The sequence below is a fragment of the Sorangium sp. So ce363 genome, from assembly GCF_051520435.1.
Classification (GTDB): Bacteria; Myxococcota_A; Polyangia; order Polyangiales; family Polyangiaceae; genus Sorangium; species Sorangium cellulosum_B.
This window is the reverse complement of the sequence record NZ_CP150333.1, coordinates 9,821,989-9,841,158: the sequence shown is the minus strand read 5'-3', so window position 1 is coordinate 9,841,158 and position 19,170 is coordinate 9,821,989. Positions and strand designations below refer to the sequence as shown.

At 69.7% G+C, this 19,170-nt stretch carries 14 protein-coding genes; 7 read left to right on the top strand and 7 right to left on the bottom strand.

The genetic code is table 11. The features are described 5' to 3' along the window. The first annotated feature begins 56 nt into the window (after positions 1–56). Complete coding sequence (locus WMF12_RS36960) at positions 57–935, top strand: alpha/beta hydrolase (RefSeq protein WP_437852811.1); 879 nt, start codon at positions 57–59, stop codon at positions 933–935. A 112-nt stretch (positions 936–1,047) separates the two neighbouring features. Here the strand turns inward: WMF12_RS36960 and WMF12_RS36955 are convergent, their stop codons facing one another. Continuing rightward, on the bottom strand, positions 1,048–2,262 hold the full coding sequence (locus WMF12_RS36955) for an endo-1,4-beta-xylanase (RefSeq protein WP_437852809.1): 1,215 nt from the start codon (positions 2,260–2,262) through the stop codon (positions 1,048–1,050). Positions 2,263–2,743: 481 nt separating this feature from the next. Between WMF12_RS36955 and WMF12_RS36950 the strand changes: the two genes are divergently transcribed. Together WMF12_RS36950 and WMF12_RS36945 are read left to right on the top strand one after the other, a co-directional pair. After that, a complete protein-coding gene (locus WMF12_RS36950) occupies positions 2,744–3,193 on the top strand; it encodes a hypothetical protein (RefSeq protein ID WP_437852807.1) in 450 nt (149 codons plus the stop codon). A gap of 94 nt (positions 3,194–3,287) precedes the next feature. Further along, positions 3,288–3,722, top strand: coding sequence for a hypothetical protein (locus tag WMF12_RS36945; RefSeq protein WP_437852805.1), 435 nt, complete (start codon positions 3,288–3,290; stop codon positions 3,720–3,722). 75 nt (positions 3,723–3,797) lie between these two features. Here WMF12_RS36945 and WMF12_RS36940 read toward each other — a convergent pair whose 3' ends face one another. Together WMF12_RS36940 and WMF12_RS36935 are read right to left on the bottom strand one after the other, a co-directional pair. Further along, positions 3,798–7,850 (bottom strand): serine/threonine-protein kinase, encoded by a 4,053-nt coding sequence (locus tag WMF12_RS36940; protein WP_437852803.1) that lies wholly within the window; start codon positions 7,848–7,850, stop codon positions 3,798–3,800. Between the two features lie 182 nt (positions 7,851–8,032). Beyond that, positions 8,033–8,224 (bottom strand): hypothetical protein, encoded by a 192-nt coding sequence (locus WMF12_RS36935; protein WP_437852801.1) that lies wholly within the window; start codon positions 8,222–8,224, stop codon positions 8,033–8,035. Positions 8,225–8,268: 44 nt separating this feature from the next. Between WMF12_RS36935 and WMF12_RS36930 the strand changes: the two genes are divergently transcribed. Then, a complete protein-coding gene (locus WMF12_RS36930; protein ID WP_437852799.1) occupies positions 8,269–8,820 on the top strand; it encodes a hypothetical protein in 552 nt (183 codons plus the stop codon). A gap of 427 nt (positions 8,821–9,247) precedes the next feature. Here the strand turns inward: WMF12_RS36930 and WMF12_RS36925 are convergent, their stop codons facing one another. Together WMF12_RS36925 and WMF12_RS36920 are read right to left on the bottom strand one after the other, a co-directional pair. Beyond that, positions 9,248–10,453, bottom strand: coding sequence for a hypothetical protein (locus WMF12_RS36925; RefSeq protein WP_437852797.1), 1,206 nt, complete (start codon positions 10,451–10,453; stop codon positions 9,248–9,250). Between the two features lie 29 nt (positions 10,454–10,482). Then, positions 10,483–10,803, bottom strand: coding sequence for a hypothetical protein (locus WMF12_RS36920; RefSeq protein ID WP_437852795.1), 321 nt, complete (start codon positions 10,801–10,803; stop codon positions 10,483–10,485). 353 nt (positions 10,804–11,156) lie between these two features. On the opposite strand from WMF12_RS36920, the gene WMF12_RS36915 reads away from it, so the two are divergent. Next, a complete protein-coding gene (locus WMF12_RS36915; RefSeq protein WP_437852793.1) occupies positions 11,157–13,511 on the top strand; it encodes a DUF3160 domain-containing protein in 2,355 nt (784 codons plus the stop codon). A gap of 331 nt (positions 13,512–13,842) precedes the next feature. Here the strand turns inward: WMF12_RS36915 and WMF12_RS36910 are convergent, their stop codons facing one another. Next, on the bottom strand, positions 13,843–14,805 hold the full coding sequence (locus tag WMF12_RS36910; protein ID WP_437852791.1) for an AraC family transcriptional regulator: 963 nt from the start codon (positions 14,803–14,805) through the stop codon (positions 13,843–13,845). A 206-nt stretch (positions 14,806–15,011) separates the two neighbouring features. On the opposite strand from WMF12_RS36910, the gene WMF12_RS36905 reads away from it, so the two are divergent. Beyond that, positions 15,012–16,103, top strand: a complete 1,092-nt coding sequence (locus WMF12_RS36905; protein ID WP_437852789.1) for an MBL fold metallo-hydrolase — start codon at positions 15,012–15,014, stop codon at positions 16,101–16,103. Between the two features lie 219 nt (positions 16,104–16,322). Here the strand turns inward: WMF12_RS36905 and WMF12_RS36900 are convergent, their stop codons facing one another. Further along, on the bottom strand, positions 16,323–16,658 hold the full coding sequence (locus WMF12_RS36900) for a hypothetical protein (protein ID WP_437852787.1): 336 nt from the start codon (positions 16,656–16,658) through the stop codon (positions 16,323–16,325). 187 nt (positions 16,659–16,845) lie between these two features. Here WMF12_RS36900 and WMF12_RS36895 point away from each other — a divergent pair, with 187 nt between their 5' ends. Then, the gene (locus tag WMF12_RS36895; protein WP_437852786.1) at positions 16,846–18,159 is read left to right on the top strand and encodes a tetratricopeptide repeat protein; all 1,314 of its coding nucleotides are present in this window, start codon (positions 16,846–16,848) and stop codon (positions 18,157–18,159) included. Positions 18,160–19,170 lie beyond the last annotated feature (1,011 nt).

Genomic DNA, 19,170 nt, shown 5'->3' with positions numbered 1-19,170 from the left:
CTGGTCGCAGCGCCAGCGGCTCGCCGTCTCGAGGTGCGGCGCGGTGGATCGCGGCGTTGCTCGGCGCGCTCGCGGTCGCGCTCTGCGCGTGCAGCAACACGGCAGACGCTCCGAGGAGCGCGCGCGCGCCGGCGCCCGACGGCGCCGCGCTCGGTCCAGCGGAGCCCGACCCTGTGCCGGCAGCGCCGACCCCGGCCGTCACCGCCGCGACCGCGCCCCCCGAGCCGGCGCCGTGGCCCCGAGCGCGCCCGCCGCGCGTCGAGACGGACTGGTGCATCGACGGCGTCGACGCGCTCGACGAGGAGACCTGCTACGTCCTGCCCGACGCGCCGACCCGGACGCTGCTGCTCTATCTCCACGGCATCGTCCCGCCGGGGAAGGAGAGCCAGCAGAAGACCAACTTCGAGACGGTCGTGTCCCGCGCCGCACGGCGCGCGGGCGTCGCCGCGCTGATGCCGCGCGGCAAGGTCGGCCTCGCGCCGAAGGGCTACGCGAGCTGGTGGGGCTGGCCGACGGGCGGGCGGGCGTACGACGAGCACGCCGCTCCGCTCGTCGCGGCGTTCGCGGAGAAGCGGAGGAGGCTCGAGGCGATCGCCGGCGCCCCGTTCTCGCGCGTGTACGTCGCCGGCTCGTCGTCGGGCGCGTACTTCGCCGCGGCGCTCGCGCTGCGCGGCGGGATCGAGGCCGACGGGTTCGGCGCGATGTCCGGCGGAGGAGGTCGCGCGACGCCCGAGCTCTCGACGCTCGCGCCGAGGCCGTTCTACATCGGCTTCGGCGCCCACGACACGGTGGGCGGCTCGGCTCACGCCCTCGCCGGCGTCCTGCGCGGCGCGGGCTGGCCCGTGCGCGTCGCCGAGCACCCGTTCGGCCACGGCGCGAAGGAGGTGTACCTGGACGAGGCGTTCGCCTTCTGGCGCGAGCACGAGGCGCGCTGATGATGATCTCCGCGTCGTGCTTGACCATCCCGGCGATGCCGTCTCTGACCCCGAGACCTATGTCACGGTCGTGCGCGCCAAGGAGCGCCGCGGCACGGTCGTGCGAGGGAGATCACTCGCCGCGACCGAGGAAGTCCATCAGCCAGGTCATTGCCGGCCGCATCGTGCCGTCCGGGTACAGGAGGCCCGTGCGGTCCCTCCAGGTGGAGCCGACGACGTAGCCCCAGAGGGTGATGCCCTTGACGGCGCTGTGGTTGTAGAACATCGGGAACTGCTCCTCCATCACCCTGCGCTGCTCGTCGTCGTCCGCGAGGTCGATGTCGTACTCGGTGATGTACACGGGCAGGCCCGTGGCGGCGAGCCTGTCGATGTAGCCCTTCACGGTGCTGGTGTCGATCTTGTACGCGTCGTGGGCCTCCGCGCCGAGGCCGTCGATCGGGGCGCCCGCCTCCAGCGCCGCCTTCACGATCTCGACGAAGTGGTTGTGATCGCTCTCATACTCGATGTTGTTGTAGTCGTTGAGGATCAAGGTCGCGTCCGGGCAGAACTCGCGAGCCCACTTGAAGGAGTTGACGATCCAGTCATAGCCGCTCTCGCCGCCGCCTCCGATGGCGTTCATGAAGGGAGGCAAGGTGTGGGGTGGCGGCTCGTTGACGACGACGATGTACTTCGTGTCGGGGTACCGCTCGCAGAACGCCTGCATCCAGTCCCTCACGGCCTGCCGCTGCTCCTCCGCGGGGAGCCTCGTGAGCCACGCCGCCTGCGTGGCACCCCACACGAAGCTGTGCTGCATGAAGGGGATGTCGTTGTCCTGCGCGTACTCGTAGATCGCGTCGAGCCTGCTCCAGTCTCGAACGCCGCGGCTCGTCTCGACAGAGGGCCACTTGCCCTCGATCTCGGGCGTGATCTGGTTCCAGTGCTGGATGAAGCCGTCGCGCACCTGGCCGTTCGTCGTGATGTTGCCGACGAACTTGCCGGTGCTGCCGCTCGAGCCTCCCGACCCGTCGCTGGAACCGCCAGCCCCGGAGCTGCTCGGTCCAGCGCCTCCGGCGCCTCCGGCGGCCCCGGCGCCTCCGTTGCCACCGTCGCCGGAGCCGCCCGTACCAGAGCCCAGAGCGCCCGTGCTGCCCGTGCCGGCCCCGCCGGCGCCCGTTGCGCCGGCGCTGGCGCCATGGCCCCCCGCTCCCGTCGTGCCGCCCGCGCTCGACGAGCCGCTCGGGCCATCGTCAGCCTTGTCCACCTTGCCAGAGCAGCCGGAGAGGGCCGCGATCCCGAGTGCGATCGAGGTTGTGCCGCACAGCCATCGAGAAGAACGGTTCTTGTTCATGCCAACCATCCGCAAGCTGAAGGATCGTGACCGGTGACTCCCGGAGCGGGAAAGCCGAGGGGAGCAGCGCGAGGTAGAGAGCATGCGCCCAGCGCCACGCACGCCGGACAGACCGGCCCCTGGAGTTCCCGTTGCCCCTCGGATCTATCACGACCCGTGCCGTGGAGCGATCCTCCACGGTCACGAGAGCGGGCGAACAGCGTGAGAAGCGACGCGGCGCGCCGCACCCTCGCGGCGCTCCCCCGGCGGGTGCGGCGCGCGACGCCGCTCTGTGCACCTGAAAGACGCATCTCCCCGCCACAGCCAGTACAGGAGAGCATGTGAATTGAACGCCAGGGCGCCAAGGCGCAAAAAAGCAAGAGAGCGATAGGGGCATTCTTGCGACCATTGACCACGTGGCGCGAGCACGAGGCGCGCTGATCCCGCGCGTCAGGAATCCCGCCCGGCCTTCCGCTGCCGCGAGGTCCTCGACGAAGCGTCCGTGGCAGGACAGCCGGATGGCGCGGCGTCGCAGGAGGAGCACCTCCTCGCGCGGGAGCAGGAGGAGCACCTCCTCGCGCGGGAGATCGCGCTCGCGTTCGAGCAGGCCGTGGGGGCGGACTCCGTGCGCTACGGGCTCCTCGCTGGCGCGCTGCCGCTCCTGGCGGGGCTCGCCGTCGCCCGGGTGGCTCCGGCCTGCGCGGACGCGCCGCTCCTCTCCGTGTGCACCGCCCTGTGCCTGGGCGTCGGCGTTCCATCGGGTGTGTGGCTCGGCGCCCGCCTCGTCCGGGGCTCGGCGCCCGCATCGACCTGGCTCGGGGCGAGCGGCGTCGCGGTCCTGGCCGCGAGCCTGGGCTGCGCGGGCCTCGGCATCTCGGGCCTCCTCGGCGCAGGCGCTGGCCTGGTCCTCGGCGCTGCGTCAGCGAAAGTGCTCTTGCGCGCTCCGACGTAGCTGACACGGGGGGCTTCCGTGGGATCGCGCGCTCGGCGTTCTTACATTCGCTCGGGTCTCGCGGTAGAACGCGAGGTCCGTCAGGTAAGACAGCATGATCTACAGCTTCCCAAGCTATGTGCCCGGCATTGCGATCGCCGTCGCGGTGCTTGCCGCGTCGATCGGCGCGCTCCTGCTGTGGAGGCGTCAGCCGCTGGTGGTTGCCTTGATCGCATTCGGGGTTTCTGCGGTAGCGGGTGGCCTCTTCGCGCCGATGCTGGCGATGGATCGGGTCGTTCTCGACGACGAGAAGCTGGAGCAGACCACGGGGTTCTGGTTCGCGCCGACCGTGAAGGGATTTCGTCTCGCTGAGGTCGAGTCCATCGCGATTGGCACCGCCAGGGATAGAAAGAATCGCGAGATTGAGGTGTGGATTGTGAAGGGGAGGGACGGCCAGGTGCAAGAGATCGACCCTGGTGACCTCTGGGAGATGAACGGTCAGGACATCCTCCGGCGCCTGAGAGAAAAAGGGATCGACGTCAGGCGATGAGGAGAGGTTTGCTTATCCCGCGCTCGGTGTCGGCGACCGTCGCCGAGGCGCCGAGGTTGCGCGGCGCCCGAGGCCTCAGCCGAGCCACGCCTCCGCGAGCGCCAGCAGCCGTGCGTTCTCGGGGACGTTCTCGAGGAAGCACCGCCGGATCTCAGCATCCGGGATCCGGTCCGCGCGCGCGAGCAAGTCTGCGCGCGCAGCCGCCAGGGCCGCGCGCGCCTCGTCGGTCGCCCCCGTCGCGTGGAGCGCCTCGGCGTGCACCAGCGTGAGCTCGGTCGCCTCCGGAGGCCTGAGCCCGATCGCTTGCAGGCGCGCCACGAGGTCCTCTGTGATCGCCGCGGCCTCGGCGGCGCGGCCTTGGGCGAGCCTCACCTGCGCGAGCACCGTTCTCGCCCAGTCATCGGCCAGCGAGGGCATCACGGACCCCTCGATCGCCGCGAGCGCCTCGCGCTCGGCCGCGGCGAGGTCGCCGCGCAGGCAGAGCAGGCTCGCGTGCAGCACGCGCGTCAGCCCCTCGAAAAACCGATCCTGCTGCGCCGCGAGGGCGCTGGCGAGGTCGGCGATATCCGTGATCGCCTCGTCGAGCATGCCGCGCGCGCAGCGCAGGACCGCGCGCCACCACCGGGCCATCCGTCCGCTCACGTCGGCGCGGGAGCTCCCCTCGGGCAGGAGGGTGCGCAGGATCTCCTCGGCGCGGTCGTGGACCCCGAGCTCGACGTAGGCCTGGGCGATGCCCACGCGCGCGTACTCCACCGGCAACCACATCCCCGCCGCGTCGAACGCGGCCTCTGCCTGGCGCACGAGCTGGAGCGCCGCCCAGCCGTCACCGCGAACGAGGCGCGCCTCCTCCGCCTGCATCAGGCGCCGGTGGCCGGACACAAGCAGATCTCGGCGGCCGAGCGATTCGTCGAGGCGATCGAGCCGCGCGCCGTAGGCCTCGGCCAGCTCACGTCGCTCCACGAACATCAGCCGCGACCAGGCAAAATACAACGCTTCCGCGAAGGCTGCGGCCGCCTCGGGGTCGGGGTCCGTCGCGAGGAGATCTCCAGAGACCAGCTCGATGCGCTCCGCCGAGCCGCACTCCTCCAGCGCGCTCCAGAGCATCTCGGCCGTCGCCAGGCACCAGTTCCGGCTCCCGGGTCGGGCGAGGCGCTGCACCTGCTCCGCCAGAGCGCCCGCCCGATGCTTCTCCCTTACCCAGGAGAGCGCCTCGCACTGCACGAGCCGCAGCGCCCCGTGGAGCTCGCCCTCGGCGCCGCACTGCACGCCGCGCTCCGCGCGCTCGATCGCCCCCGCGGTATCGCCCCCGCGCAGGAGCAGCGCCGCCGCCTCCAGGTAGCGGGCCGCCGCCTGGGCGCGCTCGCCGCCGCGCTCCAGGTGCTCGGCGAGCACCCCGGGATCGCTCTCGCCCGCCGCCGTGAGCCACGCCGCGGCCAGCTTGTGCCCGAGCGCGCGATCGGCGTCGGTCAGGGTCGCGTACGCGCCCTCGCGCAGCAGCGCGTGGCGGAACGCCAGCTCCTCCTCGCCCGGAAAGCGGCTCTCGGCGCGGCGCTCGATCACCTCCCGCGCGACGAGCGACGCGAGCGCTCCGCTCACCGACGAGGCGGGCTCGCCGCAGGGCAGGCGCAGCGTCTCGCCCACCCAGGCCGCCGCGCCCGTCGCGGGCAGGGTCACGTCATCGCGCCCGGGCGGGGGACCGCCCTGGGCCTGCGGGGCGAGATCGCCGCCGAGCAGGCGCCGCGCCCCGCCGGCCCAGAACACCTCGCCGAAGACGCTGGCCGCGCGCAGCACCCGCCGCTCCGCCGGATCGAGCGCGCTGATCCGCGCGTGCACCATGGCCAGCACGGTCTCGGGCAGCGCCTCGCCCCGCCCCTCGCTGACCGCGCGGAGGAGCTCCTCCAGATAGAACGGGTTGCCGGCCGCGCGCTCGACAAGCTCGGCGATCCTGGTCGCGCCCACGGCGTCGCCGAGCGCGTGCACGGCAAGCCGCTCGGCCGCGCGGCGCGGCAGCGGGGCGAGCCGGATCTCCTGGACGCTGCGCTCGGCCCACAGCCCGGGGAAGCGCTCGTGCACCTCGGGGCGCCCCAGCGCCAGCACGAAGAGCGGCCGATCCTCGAGCCGGCGCAGCGCCTCACCCAGGAGCCGCACCGAGGGCAGGTCGCCCCAGTGCAGGTCGTCGAGCGCCAGCAGGATCGGCCGGGCCTCGACCTCGGCGGCCACGAAGTCCTCGAAGGCGCGGCCGATCTGCTCCGCCATTGCCGCCGGGTGCTGGCGCGCCGCGCGGAGGGCGGGGCTCTCCTCGTCGGGGAAGGGCGCGCCCGCGATCTCGCCGAGCATCTCCGCGACGCGGCGCTGCTCGGCCTCGGGCACGCGCCGCGCGACCCGCGCGCGGATCCGCGCCTGCCGCTCGCCGAGCGGCGCGCCGGCCAGCGCGCCGCTGGCGCAGCGGATGGCCTCGCCCAGCACCCCGAAGGGCGCGCCCTCGCCCACCACGTCGGCGCGGCCCGTCCAGATCTCCACGTCGGGCCGGAGCGCGCGGATGCGCTGGAGCGCCTCGTCGCAGAGGCGCGATTTGCCGATGCCCGGCGGCCCGGTCACCAGCGCCGCCCGGGCGAGCCCCTCGCCGGCGCACTCCTCGAAGAGGTCCACGAGCGCGCGGATCTCGCGGTCGCGGCCGACGCACGGGCTCTTTCGCCCGAGCAGCATGCGCGCGCCCCCGCCCGCCTCCCGCTCGCCGTGGAGCTCGAAGCCGGCCGGGCCGCGCCGCACCTCGAAGCGGGGGTCGAGCAGCGCCCGAGTCACCTCGTCGAGCATCGCGACGCCTGCCGCGCGCCGCGCGCTGGCCAACATGGTGGCGGCGCGATCGATGAGATCCCCGACCGGCGTCTGCCCGGTGAGCTCCGCGCGCCCGGTGACGACCGCGATCCGCGCCGCGCCCCCGCTGTCGTCGAGCAGCGGCCCCAGCACCATCGCGCACCGGGCCGCGCGCGCGGCCTGATCGGTCGCGCTCCCCTTGCTGTGGAGGCTCACCAGCACCCCGCCGCCGGCGAGCTGGTCCACCCGGCCGCCGAGGCGGGAGATCGCGGCCTCGAGGCGCCGCCGCCGCGCCGCCGGCACCTCGGAGGGCAGCGTCTCGCCGGCCGCGCCGGCGGCGCCCGCCGGCACCTCGGAGGGCAGCGTCTCGCCGCCGGCCGCGCAGGCGGCGTCCGCTGGCGCGGCCATGACCAGCGAGAGCACGCGCTGCTCCCCCGCGGTGAGCGCCGCGCCGGGGACCGGCGCCGGCTCGCCGCCCTGCGCCCCGAGCGCGCGCAGCGCCGCGGCGACCTCGGCGGCGCTTGCTGGCCGTGCCGCCGGGTCCTTGGCGAGCAGGCGCGCGACCAGCGCATCGAGCGCCGGCGGCACGTCGGGCCGGAGCTCGCGCACCCGCGGCGCGGGCTCGATCAGCAGCCGCGCCAGCACCGCGAGGACGTCCGTCCCCGCGAAGGCCGGCCGGCCGGTGAGGCACTCGAAGAGCACGGCCCCCAGCGCGAAGACGTCGGCGCGCGCATCGGCGCGCTCGCCGCGCGCCTGCTCCGGGGCCAGGTAGCCCGGGGTGCCCATCACCACGCCGGTCCGGGTGTGCAGGCTCGTCGCGCCGCTGAGGCGCGCGATGCCGAAGTCGATGAGCTTGATGCGGCGCGGGTCGCCGCCGACAAGGAAGATGTTCGAGGGCTTGATGTCGCGGTGGATCACGCCGCGCGCGTGCGCCGCGGCGAGCGCCTCGGCCGCGGCGAGGGCGAGGGCCACGCTGTCGTCCACGCCGAGGCCCGCGCGCGCGATCCGCGCGGCGAGGTCCTCGCCCTCGAGCCACTCCATGGCCAGCCAGCGCTGCCCCGCGTCGGTCACCCCCTGGGCGACGAAGCGCACGATGCCAGCGTGGCTCAGGCCGGCGAGGATGCGGCACTCCGCGGCAAAGCGCTCTTCCTGGCGGTCGCCCTCGCCCGCAAGGAGCTTGAGCGCGACCGGCTCGCGGCGGGCGCGATCGAGGGCGCGGTAGACGAAGCCCATGCCGCCCCGGCCAGCCTGGCGCTCGATCACGAAGCGCTGGGCGAGGAGGTCGCCCGGCTGTGCGCTGGCTGGCGGCAGCATGGCGAGAGGATGGGGCAGGGGTGCAGCGCGGTCGAGGGCGCGGCGCCGCAGCGGAGGTTCCCGGCGCGGCGCCGCTTCGAGCTGGCGGCCTTGGCGCCATGGTGGTTGTCCTGCTGAACCGGGGAAACCTCCCGTAGCAGCACCTGGAGCGCAGGCGAGATGCCCGGTCGGGCCGTGTTCGCTCAGCCGTCCGGCGTCTGAGCCTTGAGCAGGTACAGGCGCGTGAGGGGCCCCTGGACGACCGTGCTGCGCTCGAGCTCTTCGCTTGCGCGGCTCTCCGCGTTGATATCGTTCAGCGTGAGCAGCAGCCGATCGGACGTCGAAATCCCCAGCGTGTGGATGTGCCGCAGGCTCTGATGGGGTGCGACTGCCACTCTCCGCCATGGCGCCGCCACCCCTGAGCAGGAGCTCTCCTCGCGTGGCCGCCTGGGCGGCGGAGAACATCGACCTCGGCCTGGGCCTCGGCCACGTCGAGCCGCTGGTGCTCGGTCCGGCCGTCGTCCCCGAGATCACCGACCCAGCCGAGGCGGAGAAGGACGCCGAGCTGGTGGTGCTTTCGGCGGTGGCGCACGGCAACGGGCCGAACGGGCTCACCGTGGTCCGGGCGGCGCTCGTTGCGCTGGGCCGGCTCGACCAGGAGCACGCGATGGTCTACTTTCAGGTCATCTGGAGCGGGTTGCGTGAGCCCATGCGGCGGGCTCTGGAGGCGTTGGTCATGGAACGGCAGATCGAAGGCGAGGCGAGGTTTCCGTTCGTGCGGGAGCTCATGGATCGCAGCAAGCTCGCGGGCCTACGTGAGGGCGAGCTCAAGGGCAAGAGGGACACGCTTCTGCGGCTGCTTGCGCGGGCAGGGATCATGCTCACCGAGCGCGAAAGTGCGCGCGTCCAGGCATGCACGGACATTGCTACTCTCGACCGCTGGCTCGATAACGTCCTTGGGGCGAAGACCGCCGCCGACGTGCTCTCCTGATGGTTGACGGATGCGGCCAGATGTTATTCGAACGGCTGCTGCCTATTCCTTCCTCTCGATCGTCTTTTCGATGACGATCTTGTGCTGCCCAGCGCGTTCGAAGGGGGCGCCGCAACTCTGAATGGCAGCTCATGACTGACGAATGCTGCCAAGCTCCCTGTTGAGTGCAGCAGAATGTGTGATTTGACGTCGCTCGGATCGGCTTTGAAGCCAGTCTTCGCGGAGGAGGACCACAGGCGGTCCTTGTTGGGTCGGCGATTGTTGGGTCAGGAGACGAATGGCGTGGTTGTTCTCCACGGCTCGGGCTCCTGCTGGTCATGGCGTGGATCTTCTTCGCGGACCGGTGACCATCCGCATCGAAGCCCAGCGTCGCCCAACGAAATGGCGTCTTGGCGCCGGTCGGAGAGCTGCTTGCTTCGCGAGCGCCTCAGCGCCAGCGCGCCAGCTCTTGAACGTTGATGCGATAGACCGGGCTGATCCGCCCCCGCTGCTCGGGATTCGGGCAACGCAGACCGGGGACGTCGTCGGACGAAGCCAGCTGGGGGAACATGTTCGCCAGCTGTCCCCTGTTCGGGCCGCCCGGCTTGCGGTTGTATTCCTGCAGCAGGAACGCCACGAACTCGGCTTCGGTCCACGCCGGGTCTTGCGAATCGAACGTGCTGAAGCGCGGCTCGCCGCCGACGTTGCCGAGATAGACGGCATTGGCACCCTGCCAGGTGGCGAAGGAGCTGTCGCGGTGGCGCTTCACGTAGTCTGGATGATTGTAGAAGTACACCCAATCGCCGGGGCGCAGCTGGTCGACGGAGTCCACCGCCAGCGCCACCCGCAGCTTGCTCACGCTGCCCTCGTCTCCCGGCGCGACTTGCACGATGTCCTCGGTGACCGCGTCGAGCGCCGCCGTGCCGACCGTCTTCATGAAGGCGCGCAAGAAGCAGATGTGAAGCGCGCTCATGCACTCGATGGCGATGGGATGGGCGTCGCAGGTGAACAGATCCTCGAGGGCGGCGGACGGGCTGAAGTCCTCGGTGTTGGCAAAGTTCATGGTGACCGAGTGGGCGGGGTGGTGGTTGTCGACGGGCGCGTCCGCCATCCACGACCGCTGCGGGAAGCGATAGACACCGCCATCCCATTCGTTGGCGTAGAGGAAGCGTCGATCCTGGCCCGGACGTCGCGCGGTGTTGAGCTCGCGGAGGCCGTCGATCATCCATTGGCCGAACAGAGCCTCTCGGTGCTCGACCACGCAGGTGCGGACAATGTCGACCAGGTCGCGCGCCCGGCCTTGCATGGGCTTCGAGCGGGCGTGGTTTCTGGCCAAGTCCAAGAGCAACCTGCCGCGATAGAGCCGGGCCCGGTCTGCGTACCGGGGCGGGATTTGACCTTGCTCGACCTTGGCCAGGCGCCGGAGCAGGATGCGCCGCTCGTTCTGGAGCTTTCGCGCCTTGTTGAGCACACGGCGGATGTGCTGGCGCTCGGTGGGCCAGTCGGTATTGCCGGGCGGGGCCGTTGTGTGGTCGAGACGGACGAGCTCCTCGTCGATCCGCTCGATGCGCCGCTGGCAGCGCGCGGCTGCCCGCAACAACGCCGCCACGGTCAACGGCACGCGCGCACCCGAACCGCCGCGCCACTTGCCCACGCAGCCGCGATCGGGCGCCGTCGCATCGCTTACCCGATCACCAGCTCGTCCGCGATGGCCTGCGCCTTGGCCTCGCTTGTCACATTCCGGGCGCGGAGCGTGGCGACGAGCGCCGCGTACTCCGGCTGTTCCTCGAACGAGTCGCCGAGCTCGAAGCACAGATCCACATAGCTGGTCACGTGGGCCTCGAGGTGAAGCCCGTGGCCCGCCGCCCGCTGGAGCTGCGCCTTCAGGCGCTCAATCAGCGTCTCGTCGTTCGTGCTCCAGACCTGCTCCGGATACATCACCCGCACGCGTTCGAGCAGGCGCGGCATGAGCTCGGCGTCCGGGCGCCGGGCCAGGAGCTTCATTTGCTCGCGCCGGATGGTCAGCACGACGCAATTACGACGGCTTCGTCGACCCGTGTCAAGGACGATAGGACGAGCAAGGCTGATCCTGCAAGCCCGACCCCGCCGAGCGCGCCTCCCCCTCGCGCCAACGACGGAAGGACCACGCCGCCGAGCCCTCCACGCCCAGCAAGGACCGGAGCGAGGCTCCACGCCTGGACGAGCTCCGCGGCGAGCGTTCCCGTGCAACCGTTGGCGCCGTACAACACCCACACCCGCGGCACTGGAGTGGCCAGCAGGAAGCCCGGAAGCCGCTTGTCGGCTCGGAGGGCTGGCACGCCGGTTGCTTGTCTATGGCATTGGCACACATGGAGTGGATGAAACCCGCGATTCGAGCGTCCTTCGGCCTGGGGCCGCGGCACAACGATCCGGGTTTGGCACACCGGCACACCAGCCCCCGTGCCGCCAAAGGAGCAGGAAAATCCGTGCACACCCAACGAATTCTCTCCACCCTGGTCAGCGTTGGCTTGCTCGCGGCGTGTTCTGGTTCCACCGAACCGGGCGGGCCGGGCCCCGCCGGTCCCGGCGACGAGCGTCCCGCAGACATCGGAACCCAGGTGCAGCTCGAGCTCAGCTCGGTCGCCGCGACCGAAGTCGAAGCCCAGGTGGCCACCGCCAAACAACACGACGCGGCATCCCTCCAGGAGGCCTACGCTGTCTCGTTTTCGAACGATCTGGGCTACGGTCTCACGGACGTTCAGAACCTCGATCTGATCCAGAGATCAGAGCTGGGCCTGAATGACGCGGAGCTCAAGGTCCTGGCCGCGAACGGCTTCGTAGTTTCCAGCCGACTTGCCTATCCCAGCTTTCCCTACGCCTACGCTGCCATCTACGTGCACGATTTGCCGGTCTTCGTGAGCGGCGACATGGTGCTCGAAGCGATGCACCGTTCGTACGACGACATCTTGCAGGCCCTGGAACAGGCCGTCTTGATCCCGCGTGTCGCCCGCTTGCTCGACACGATGCGTGCTCGCCTGGCGTCCGGAGATTCCGGGCTCTCGGAGCAGGCAGCAGCCGACGCGGACTTCTACCTGACCGTCGCGCGCAGTCTGCTGATGGGAGCGCCCAGCGAACCCGTGGCGGGAGCCAGCAAAGCCGACGTCGCGTCCTTCCTGGCTCATGCCGAGGCGGCCGACGGAGAACAGCAAAGGTCCATCTTCGGCGTTCCGCGCCGCTTCGACTTCTCGCAATTCAAGCCTCGGGGCCACTACACGGACACGGTGGCGCTCGAGCGCTATTTCCGCGCCATGATGTGGATGGGACGCATCGATTTTCGGCTGATCGAGACCATGCCCAATGGTTCGCGCGTCTTCTGGCGCCGTCAGCTCGAGGCGGCGCTGGCGATGCGTGACTTGATGGATGCCGCGGCGCTGGAAGACTGGTCGGGCATCGATCGAACCATCACCGCGTTCGTTGGTGAGCACGACTACATGATCGTGCCCGAGCTGGACGAGCTGTTGCAAGGCCTGGGGGTGTCCGATGCGAGCGGGCTTGCTGCCATCGATGACACGACGATCGCTCAGGCGATCATCGAGGGGCGCTACGGCGAGCAGCGCATCGCGAGCCACATCATGCGAAAGGATGGCGGCGATTCCACGTTCCCGCTCAATGCGAGCTTTGCGTTCTTCGGGCAGCGCTACGTGATCGATAGTCACGTGTTCTCCAACGTGGTGTACGACCGCACCGCGACGCGCGTGGTCCCGAACCCGCTCGACGCCGCGTTCGCCGCCCTGAAGAACGACCACGCGGTGAGCCTGCTCGCGAGTGAGCTCGAAGAATGGAACTACGCCGGCGATCTGGCGGCCGTCCGGGTCATCGCCGACGCGCACCCTCCATCGTACTGGGAAGGCAGCCTGTACACGTCCTGGCTTGGGGCGCTACAGACGCTCTCGGCGAACGCCACGACCCTGGGGCCAGCCGCGGAAGGTCTACCCAGCGTGGCGCGCAGCGAGGCGTGGGGGCGCCGTTTGCTGAACACTCAGCTCGGATCGTGGGCGCAGCTCAGGCACGACACGATCTTGTATGCCAAGCAGTCGTATACCGGCAGCAATGGCTGCGACTTTCCGGATGCGTACGTCGAGCCCTACCCCGAGCTGTTTCAAAGGATCGCCAGATTCGCCGGCCAGGGCCAGGCCTTGGTCGATACCCTCGACTTCAGCTTGAACGGGAACGACACGTTGGCCGAGCAGGTGAGCGCCTACTTCGGCACCCTGTCGCGTATCGCGACCACCTTGAGTGAAATGGCGGAAGCGCAGCGGACGGGCATGCCGCACTCGGAGGAGCATCTGACCTTCATCAAGCAGGCAATTCACATCGAGGGCGGTGGCAGCGGTGACCCCTGGCAAACGGGCTGGTACAAGGATCTGTTCTTCGATCCCGTCGACGGCTTGAAGAGCGACCCGACCATCGCCGATGTGCACACGGACATCGGAGGCGACCTGCCGGTCCCGCGATCTCCGTCGGTGCTGCACGTGGGCACCGGCAATCCACGCATGATGGTCATGACGGTCGATACCTGTCAGGGTCCGCGCGCGTACGCGGGCGCGGTGTTCGCCTACCACGAGCACCTGGCGGAGGGCTTCACCCGACTCACCGACCAGGAATGGGCTCGGAAGCTGTATCAGGATCCGCCGGCCGATGTGCCGTGGATGGCGCCGGTGCTGGCGGAGTAGAAACCGGCGCGGCGAGGCCCAGCGCTGTGACAACCTGCGGTTCGACGCCCTCCGTCGACGTCGCTCCTCCTGGCGCCCTACGTCGAGATGGCCGACGACCTGGCGTCCCGTCGACGAGACCCCGCCAGGAAGCGCGAAGCCGTCCCGGCGCCCCCCGCCCGCGGCGGGCGACATGCCGCTCGCGCACGTGATGGGGTGGCGAATGCGGCACGCCTCGAGGCTGCTCGAGGACGGGCGCCTGAGCATCCAGGACATCGAAGAACGGTGCCGTCGATTCATGGCGGGCTTGTCGTCCGGCGACGGGGCGCCGGGAACCGGCGAGGCGCCACCGTCATGAGGATGGCCGCCTCGACTCCTTCTCGTGCGCGTCTTGCGGCCTCGCTCCGCTCTCGGGCCGGCGCTGGTACGCCCCCGGGGTTCCGCCGGTCACGCGCCGGAAAGCGCGCGTGAACGAGATGGCCGAGTCGTAGCCGACGCGATGAGCAACCTCGGCGATGGGGACGCCCTCCCGCAGGAGCCCGCGCGCGCGGTCCATCCGGATCCGCGTCAGATACTCGAGCGGCGTCTGGCCCACCGTGCTCCGGAACCTCTCCGCGAAAGCGGAGCGAGACATCCGCGCGCTGCGCGCGAGGTCGTCGATCGTCCAGCCGCGCGCGAGGTCCTCGTGCATGTCGCCGAGCGGGCGCGCGAGCCGCGTGTCCGCGATCGCCGCGAGGACGCCCCTCCTCGGCCCCTCGCCGGTCTGGAGGTAGGCCCGGACCGCCGAGATGAAGAGCGCCTCGGCGAGGCGGCGGATGATCGGGATCGATCCGATCTCCGACGAGCAGACCTCGAGGCGCAACAGCTCGATGAGCGACTGGAGGCCGTGGCTCCGGTTCTGATCGATGCGCAGGTGGATGAAGCGCGGGAGCGCGACGAGGAGAGGCTCGCCCTCCGTCGGATCCACGTCGAAGGCCACGCTCACCAGCGTGGAGCGCGCGCCTCCGCCTCCGTAGCGGATCAGATAGCCGTCCCGGCGATCCTCGAGATCGGTGCAGTCCACGGTCGCGGAGTCCAGCGAATCGGACAGCACGTAAGGTTCGCCATCCAGAACGAGGAAGAGATCGTGTGCGCCGAGCAGCCTCGGCTCCGGGAGCGCGCGCGTGCGCAGCCAGCACGATCCCGCGACGATGAGCACGAACTTGATGGGGCCGCGGTGCGCGACGCGGTGTCCCCACGGCGCTGACGCCTCGAAGCGCGTGCACAGGGCGCTCTCGACGTGCAGCGAATGAAAGAGTCGGCTGAGGGCGTCCATCGCCTCGCTCCTCCGGCGCCCATCAGGCGCCCCATCTGGACGATCGGTTTATTTTTTTGATGTTTCAGGCATAGAAAGTCTACATGCCGGGACGTACGGTGCAACGGCGAACGGGCGGCGAACACGGGCCGCCGTCCCGCCGACGGGCGGCGAGCAGCGCTCGCGCGCCGCCAGCGACCGAAGAGCGCCCGGAGAGAAGAACGATCATGCGGATGATTTTCACGCGGCGAATCGCGTCCATCGCGGCCTCACTCCTGCTGCTCGGAGGCGCTCTCACCCTCCCCGCCGCGTGCGCCGCCCCGGCCCCGCCGAGCAGCAGCGCTCCGAAGAGCCCGGCGGCTCCGGAGCAGCCCGCCGCGACGCCGGCGGCACCGGCGCCGTCTCCGGCGGCGAGCGCGCTGATTCCGTCCGGCGGCGAGAGGCGTCAGGCGGGCTTCTATCACACGCGTGTGGGCGACATCGACGTGACCGTGCTTTCCGACGGCACGTTCGGCCTGGATATCTCGAATGGCCTCGTCCTCAACGCCAAGCCGGGTGAGGTCGACAAGCTCCTCGCGCAATCCTTCCAGAGGTCGCCGATCGACGTGTCCTTCAACACCTTCCTGATCCACAGGAACGGCAGGACGATCCTCGTCGACACCGGGTGCGCAGAGCTCATGGGCCCCACGACCGGGAAGCTCCCCGCGTCGCTCTCTGCGGTGGGTGTGAGCGCCGAGAGCGTCACCGACGTCTTCCTCACGCACGTTCACCCGGATCACTCCGGCGGGCTCGTGATCGGCGGGAAGAGGGCCTTCCCGAACGCCACCGTCCACCTGAACCAGAAGGATCTCGACTACTGGATGGACAAGGCGGCCGCCGCGAAGTCCTCGGGGATGCAAGCCCAGTTCTTCGCCGCGGCGCAAGCCACGTTGCAGCCGTACCTCGACGCCGGGCGAGTGAAGCCGTTCACCGGAGCGGCCGAGTTCTTTCCGGGGTTCCGCGCGGAGCCGGCATACGGCCACACGCCCGGTCACACGCTGTACGCTCTCGAGAGCGGCGGCCAGAGGCTCCTCCTGTGGGGCGACCTCGTTCACATCATGGCCGTTCAGTTCGACGATCCCTCGGTGGCGGTGGCCTTCGACGTGAACGCGCCGATGGCCGTGGAAACGCGCAAGAAGGCGCTCGCCGACGCGGCCGACAAGGGCTACCTCGTCGCGCACACCCACGCCCCGTTTCCCGGGCTGGGCCACGTCCGGAGAGACGGAGAGTCCTACCGCTGGGTGCCCGCCCCCTACGTCGACGACGCGAAGAGGAAGTAGCGCGACGCCGCGAGGACGCACGGACGGGCTCACCCCCGCGGATGGATAACGCGCATGGCCCCCTCTCCCTCGGTGACGATCCGATCGAGCGCCTCGAGCGCGCTCGATCGGATCGTCACCGGCTTCGCGCCCTCGAGGTCGAACGCCTGGGATTACCGCGACGTAGCACCAAGCGGAAGGTATCCTACCGTATAGCTGTACCTTACGGGCATCCGATTTCTACGCTTCGGCGCGCACAGCTGAGGGAAGCCAAAGATGAGCCAGCAAGAATACGCATCCAGAGAGTTCCACCGTAGGATCGGCGCTTCCCAGGTGGTCGTCCGCTGTGGCGCCGATCTCGAATTGCAAGCTGAGATGCTCCTCGATGTCGTGGCCAGGTGCCACGAGGGAGGTACTGCGCTGAACGATGGGGCAACCGTGGAACTCGGAGATATTTCCTTCACGCTGCGCCACGTGGGTGGCGAGGTCGTCGTGCACGAGCCAGATTTCAAGGGCAGCCCACCACACGATGCCGTTCCTGGGGCGGACCAAGCCCTGCGAATTCTCAACGAGCAAGAGGCGGTCGTGAAGCGTGTCGGTGCCAAGCGGTCAAGCGCGCCGCTCCGTGCCCTGGTAAGGATGGAGAAGAGTAGTCTGAGGTCACTCCGCGTCTGCCTACGTCGAATGGTTCCGAGCGATCCCCAGGATTCCGGCTGGACCATCGGTGCGTTGCGCGATCCCGCCGGACCGGAGGAGGCTTGTCATGTCGACGGTTTCAGAGATATTCCGCGTGCGCCCCTGGTTGGGAAAGGTCCTGACGCTGCCAGCTGGATACCGCGCGGTGCTGGACTTTCACAACATCGAGTCTATCGAGACCGACGCCGGTGAGCACGTCTGGATAATCGATCCATCGATGCTGGCGCACCTCTCGCGATCGGCGCTGAAGGAGAGGAGGCTCGCCGATCTCGAGAGGACGGTGAACGCACTGCTCGAGTCCACCACAACGGAGATCGAGAGCCTTCGCCCGCTTCGCCAGCTCGCGCGGCGATGGGGAGGTGGCCCCTGGATGGCGTACGCCAACGCGCTCACCGCGCTGACCCGCCTGAAGCATGACGAGGGCAAGGCCGTGGAGGTCCGCTCTCTCGTGGAAGACCTTTATACTGCGCTCTCACCGGATGGAGGGCTCGCTGGGGAAGAGGCACCGTTCGCGATCACCGAGAATTTCACCACGCTCTATCGCAACCATTGGCGGGTTGGAGCGGCGGAAGTGCTCGAGGGCCTGCTCGCTCCAGGCTCGGGCCAGCATGCAGCGCTTCTCTTCCAGCGCGCCGTGCTTGCCAGTGACGCGGGTGACCATGCCGGCACCGTCGAGGCGCTGCGACGCTCGGTCGCGATCGAGCCACGCTCGCCCACCTTGTGGTTCCTTCTCGGGACAGCCCTGCTCGAAGCCTCGACGCTCGAGGAGACTCCCACCGTCCTCCTCGATCCAGCGGGTGAAATAGTCGAGGCTTTCGACCGCGCGCTCACGCTCCTCGATGTCAGGGACACGCTGACGGTGGATCACTGCGTCCGCGCCCTCGATCACCGATATCTGAGAGCAGACTGGACGCTGGTGGATCTTCTCCGCAAGCGCACCGTAGCGCTCCGCGATGTGGGTCGACTCGACGAAGCACTGGCGTCGGCTAACCGCCTCGTCGCCGCCGCCCCGGATGAACCGCGATCATGGGAAATCCTGGGCACTGTGCTGTTCGAGCTCAGTCGTCACGACGACGTGATCAACGCTTATAGCGCGGCCATCGGATGCAGCGTGCAGGCGCCTCCAGAGCACTCGATATTGGCACGCCATTTCGCGAGTCCATGGTATAACCGCGCCGCGGTGTACGCTCTGCTGGGCCAGCGCGCTGAGGCTATTGCCGATCTCAGGCAAGCCCTCGCTGTTGCGCCCAGTTGGGCCGAAGTCGTGCTCTTCGACGAGCGCTTCAAGGGGCTCACTGCGGACGGTGAGCTCCAGCGCCTCGTTGAGGAAGGGCGTGCGGCGGCTCAGGCGTGCCAACAGCAGAATCTCGACGATGGGTAAGCTGAAACGGGCACAGATGTCTGCGTTGACCTCCGAGCGCAGATTCAGCGCGCCGTCTTCGACGCGGAGTCCGGTCAGACCTGGTCAGAGTGGGAGATGATCGGTACGACGACCGACCGTGAGTCGATCACCTTCCGTGGCGTGGTGATCTCCACCGCGCGCGACGGCAAGATGGCGTGGAACCGCTTCTACTTGGATGAGGTCGTCGACCGCTGACGGCAGCGCCCGATCTTCTTCCGCGTCCAGGCCGTGTGGCCCATGCGCGCAGGAAGATTTCCTGTATCGACGGAGCTGCTGCCGGATCGCTCGTCGTCGAGGTCAGAAGGTGATGCACGTGACGGTGATGTCGCCGCTCGCGTCCGCGCTGCACTGGAGGACATCGAGGCACTCATTCGACTCGTCGATGCACCCATTGCAGCTGGCACTGTCGCAGCCCTGGGGCAGGTCGCGACACTCGTGCCGGGTGGACCCGCAGCCGTCGGGATGGTTCGCAATACATATTTGAGCCGCCTTCTCGCAGAACAGCTCGCCGCACGCGAAGCGCCCTTGAGGCGCGGGCCCACAGTTTCCGAGGCTCGAAGTGCCCACGCCGGCGGAGTCCGCGAGACACGCGTTGTCGTAGACCTTGCCGTCGCAGCCGCAGACAGGTGGACCGCCCAGGCCGCTGCATGAACCGGGCACAGCACAGTACTCCGTCGGGCAGAGTTCGTCGGGCAGGCTCGTCCCGCACGCATGGTCGCCGAACAGGCAATGCGACCCCGGCTCGCAAGGCCCATTCATCCCGCACGCCTCGCCAGCTGCCTCCGAGCCGGAGCTCCCGCTGGCGCCGGCGGTCGACGTGGAGCTCGGAGTTTCCGCACCGGAGCTCCCGCTGGCGCCGGCGGTCGACGTGGAGCTCGAGGTATCCGCACCGGAGCTCCCGCTGGCGCCGGCGGTCGACGTGGAGCTCGAGGTATCCGCAACGGTGACAGAGTCGCACGCCGCAAGCAGTGCGGCCGTCAGCAGCGCGAC

Excerpts from the sequence above, each read along its gene's own strand:
- WMF12_RS36905 (WP_437852789.1), top strand. The coding sequence starts at position 15,012 with ATGCGGATGATTTTCACGCGGCGAATCGCGTCCATCGCGGCCTCACTC.
- WMF12_RS36915 (WP_437852793.1), top strand. The coding sequence starts at position 11,157 with ATGAAACCCGCGATTCGAGCGTCCTTCGGCCTGGGGCCGCGGCACAAC.
- WMF12_RS36920 (WP_437852795.1), bottom strand. The coding sequence starts at position 10,803 with ATGAAGCTCCTGGCCCGGCGCCCGGACGCCGAGCTCATGCCGCGCCTG.
- WMF12_RS36895 (WP_437852786.1), top strand. The coding sequence starts at position 16,846 with ATGTCGACGGTTTCAGAGATATTCCGCGTGCGCCCCTGGTTGGGAAAG.
- WMF12_RS36945 (WP_437852805.1), top strand. The coding sequence starts at position 3,288 with ATGATCTACAGCTTCCCAAGCTATGTGCCCGGCATTGCGATCGCCGTC.
- WMF12_RS36955 (WP_437852809.1), bottom strand. The coding sequence starts at position 2,262 with ATGAACAAGAACCGTTCTTCTCGATGGCTGTGCGGCACAACCTCGATC.
- WMF12_RS36910 (WP_437852791.1), bottom strand. The coding sequence starts at position 14,805 with ATGGACGCCCTCAGCCGACTCTTTCATTCGCTGCACGTCGAGAGCGCC.
- WMF12_RS36940 (WP_437852803.1), bottom strand. The coding sequence starts at position 7,850 with ATGCTGCCGCCAGCCAGCGCACAGCCGGGCGACCTCCTCGCCCAGCGC.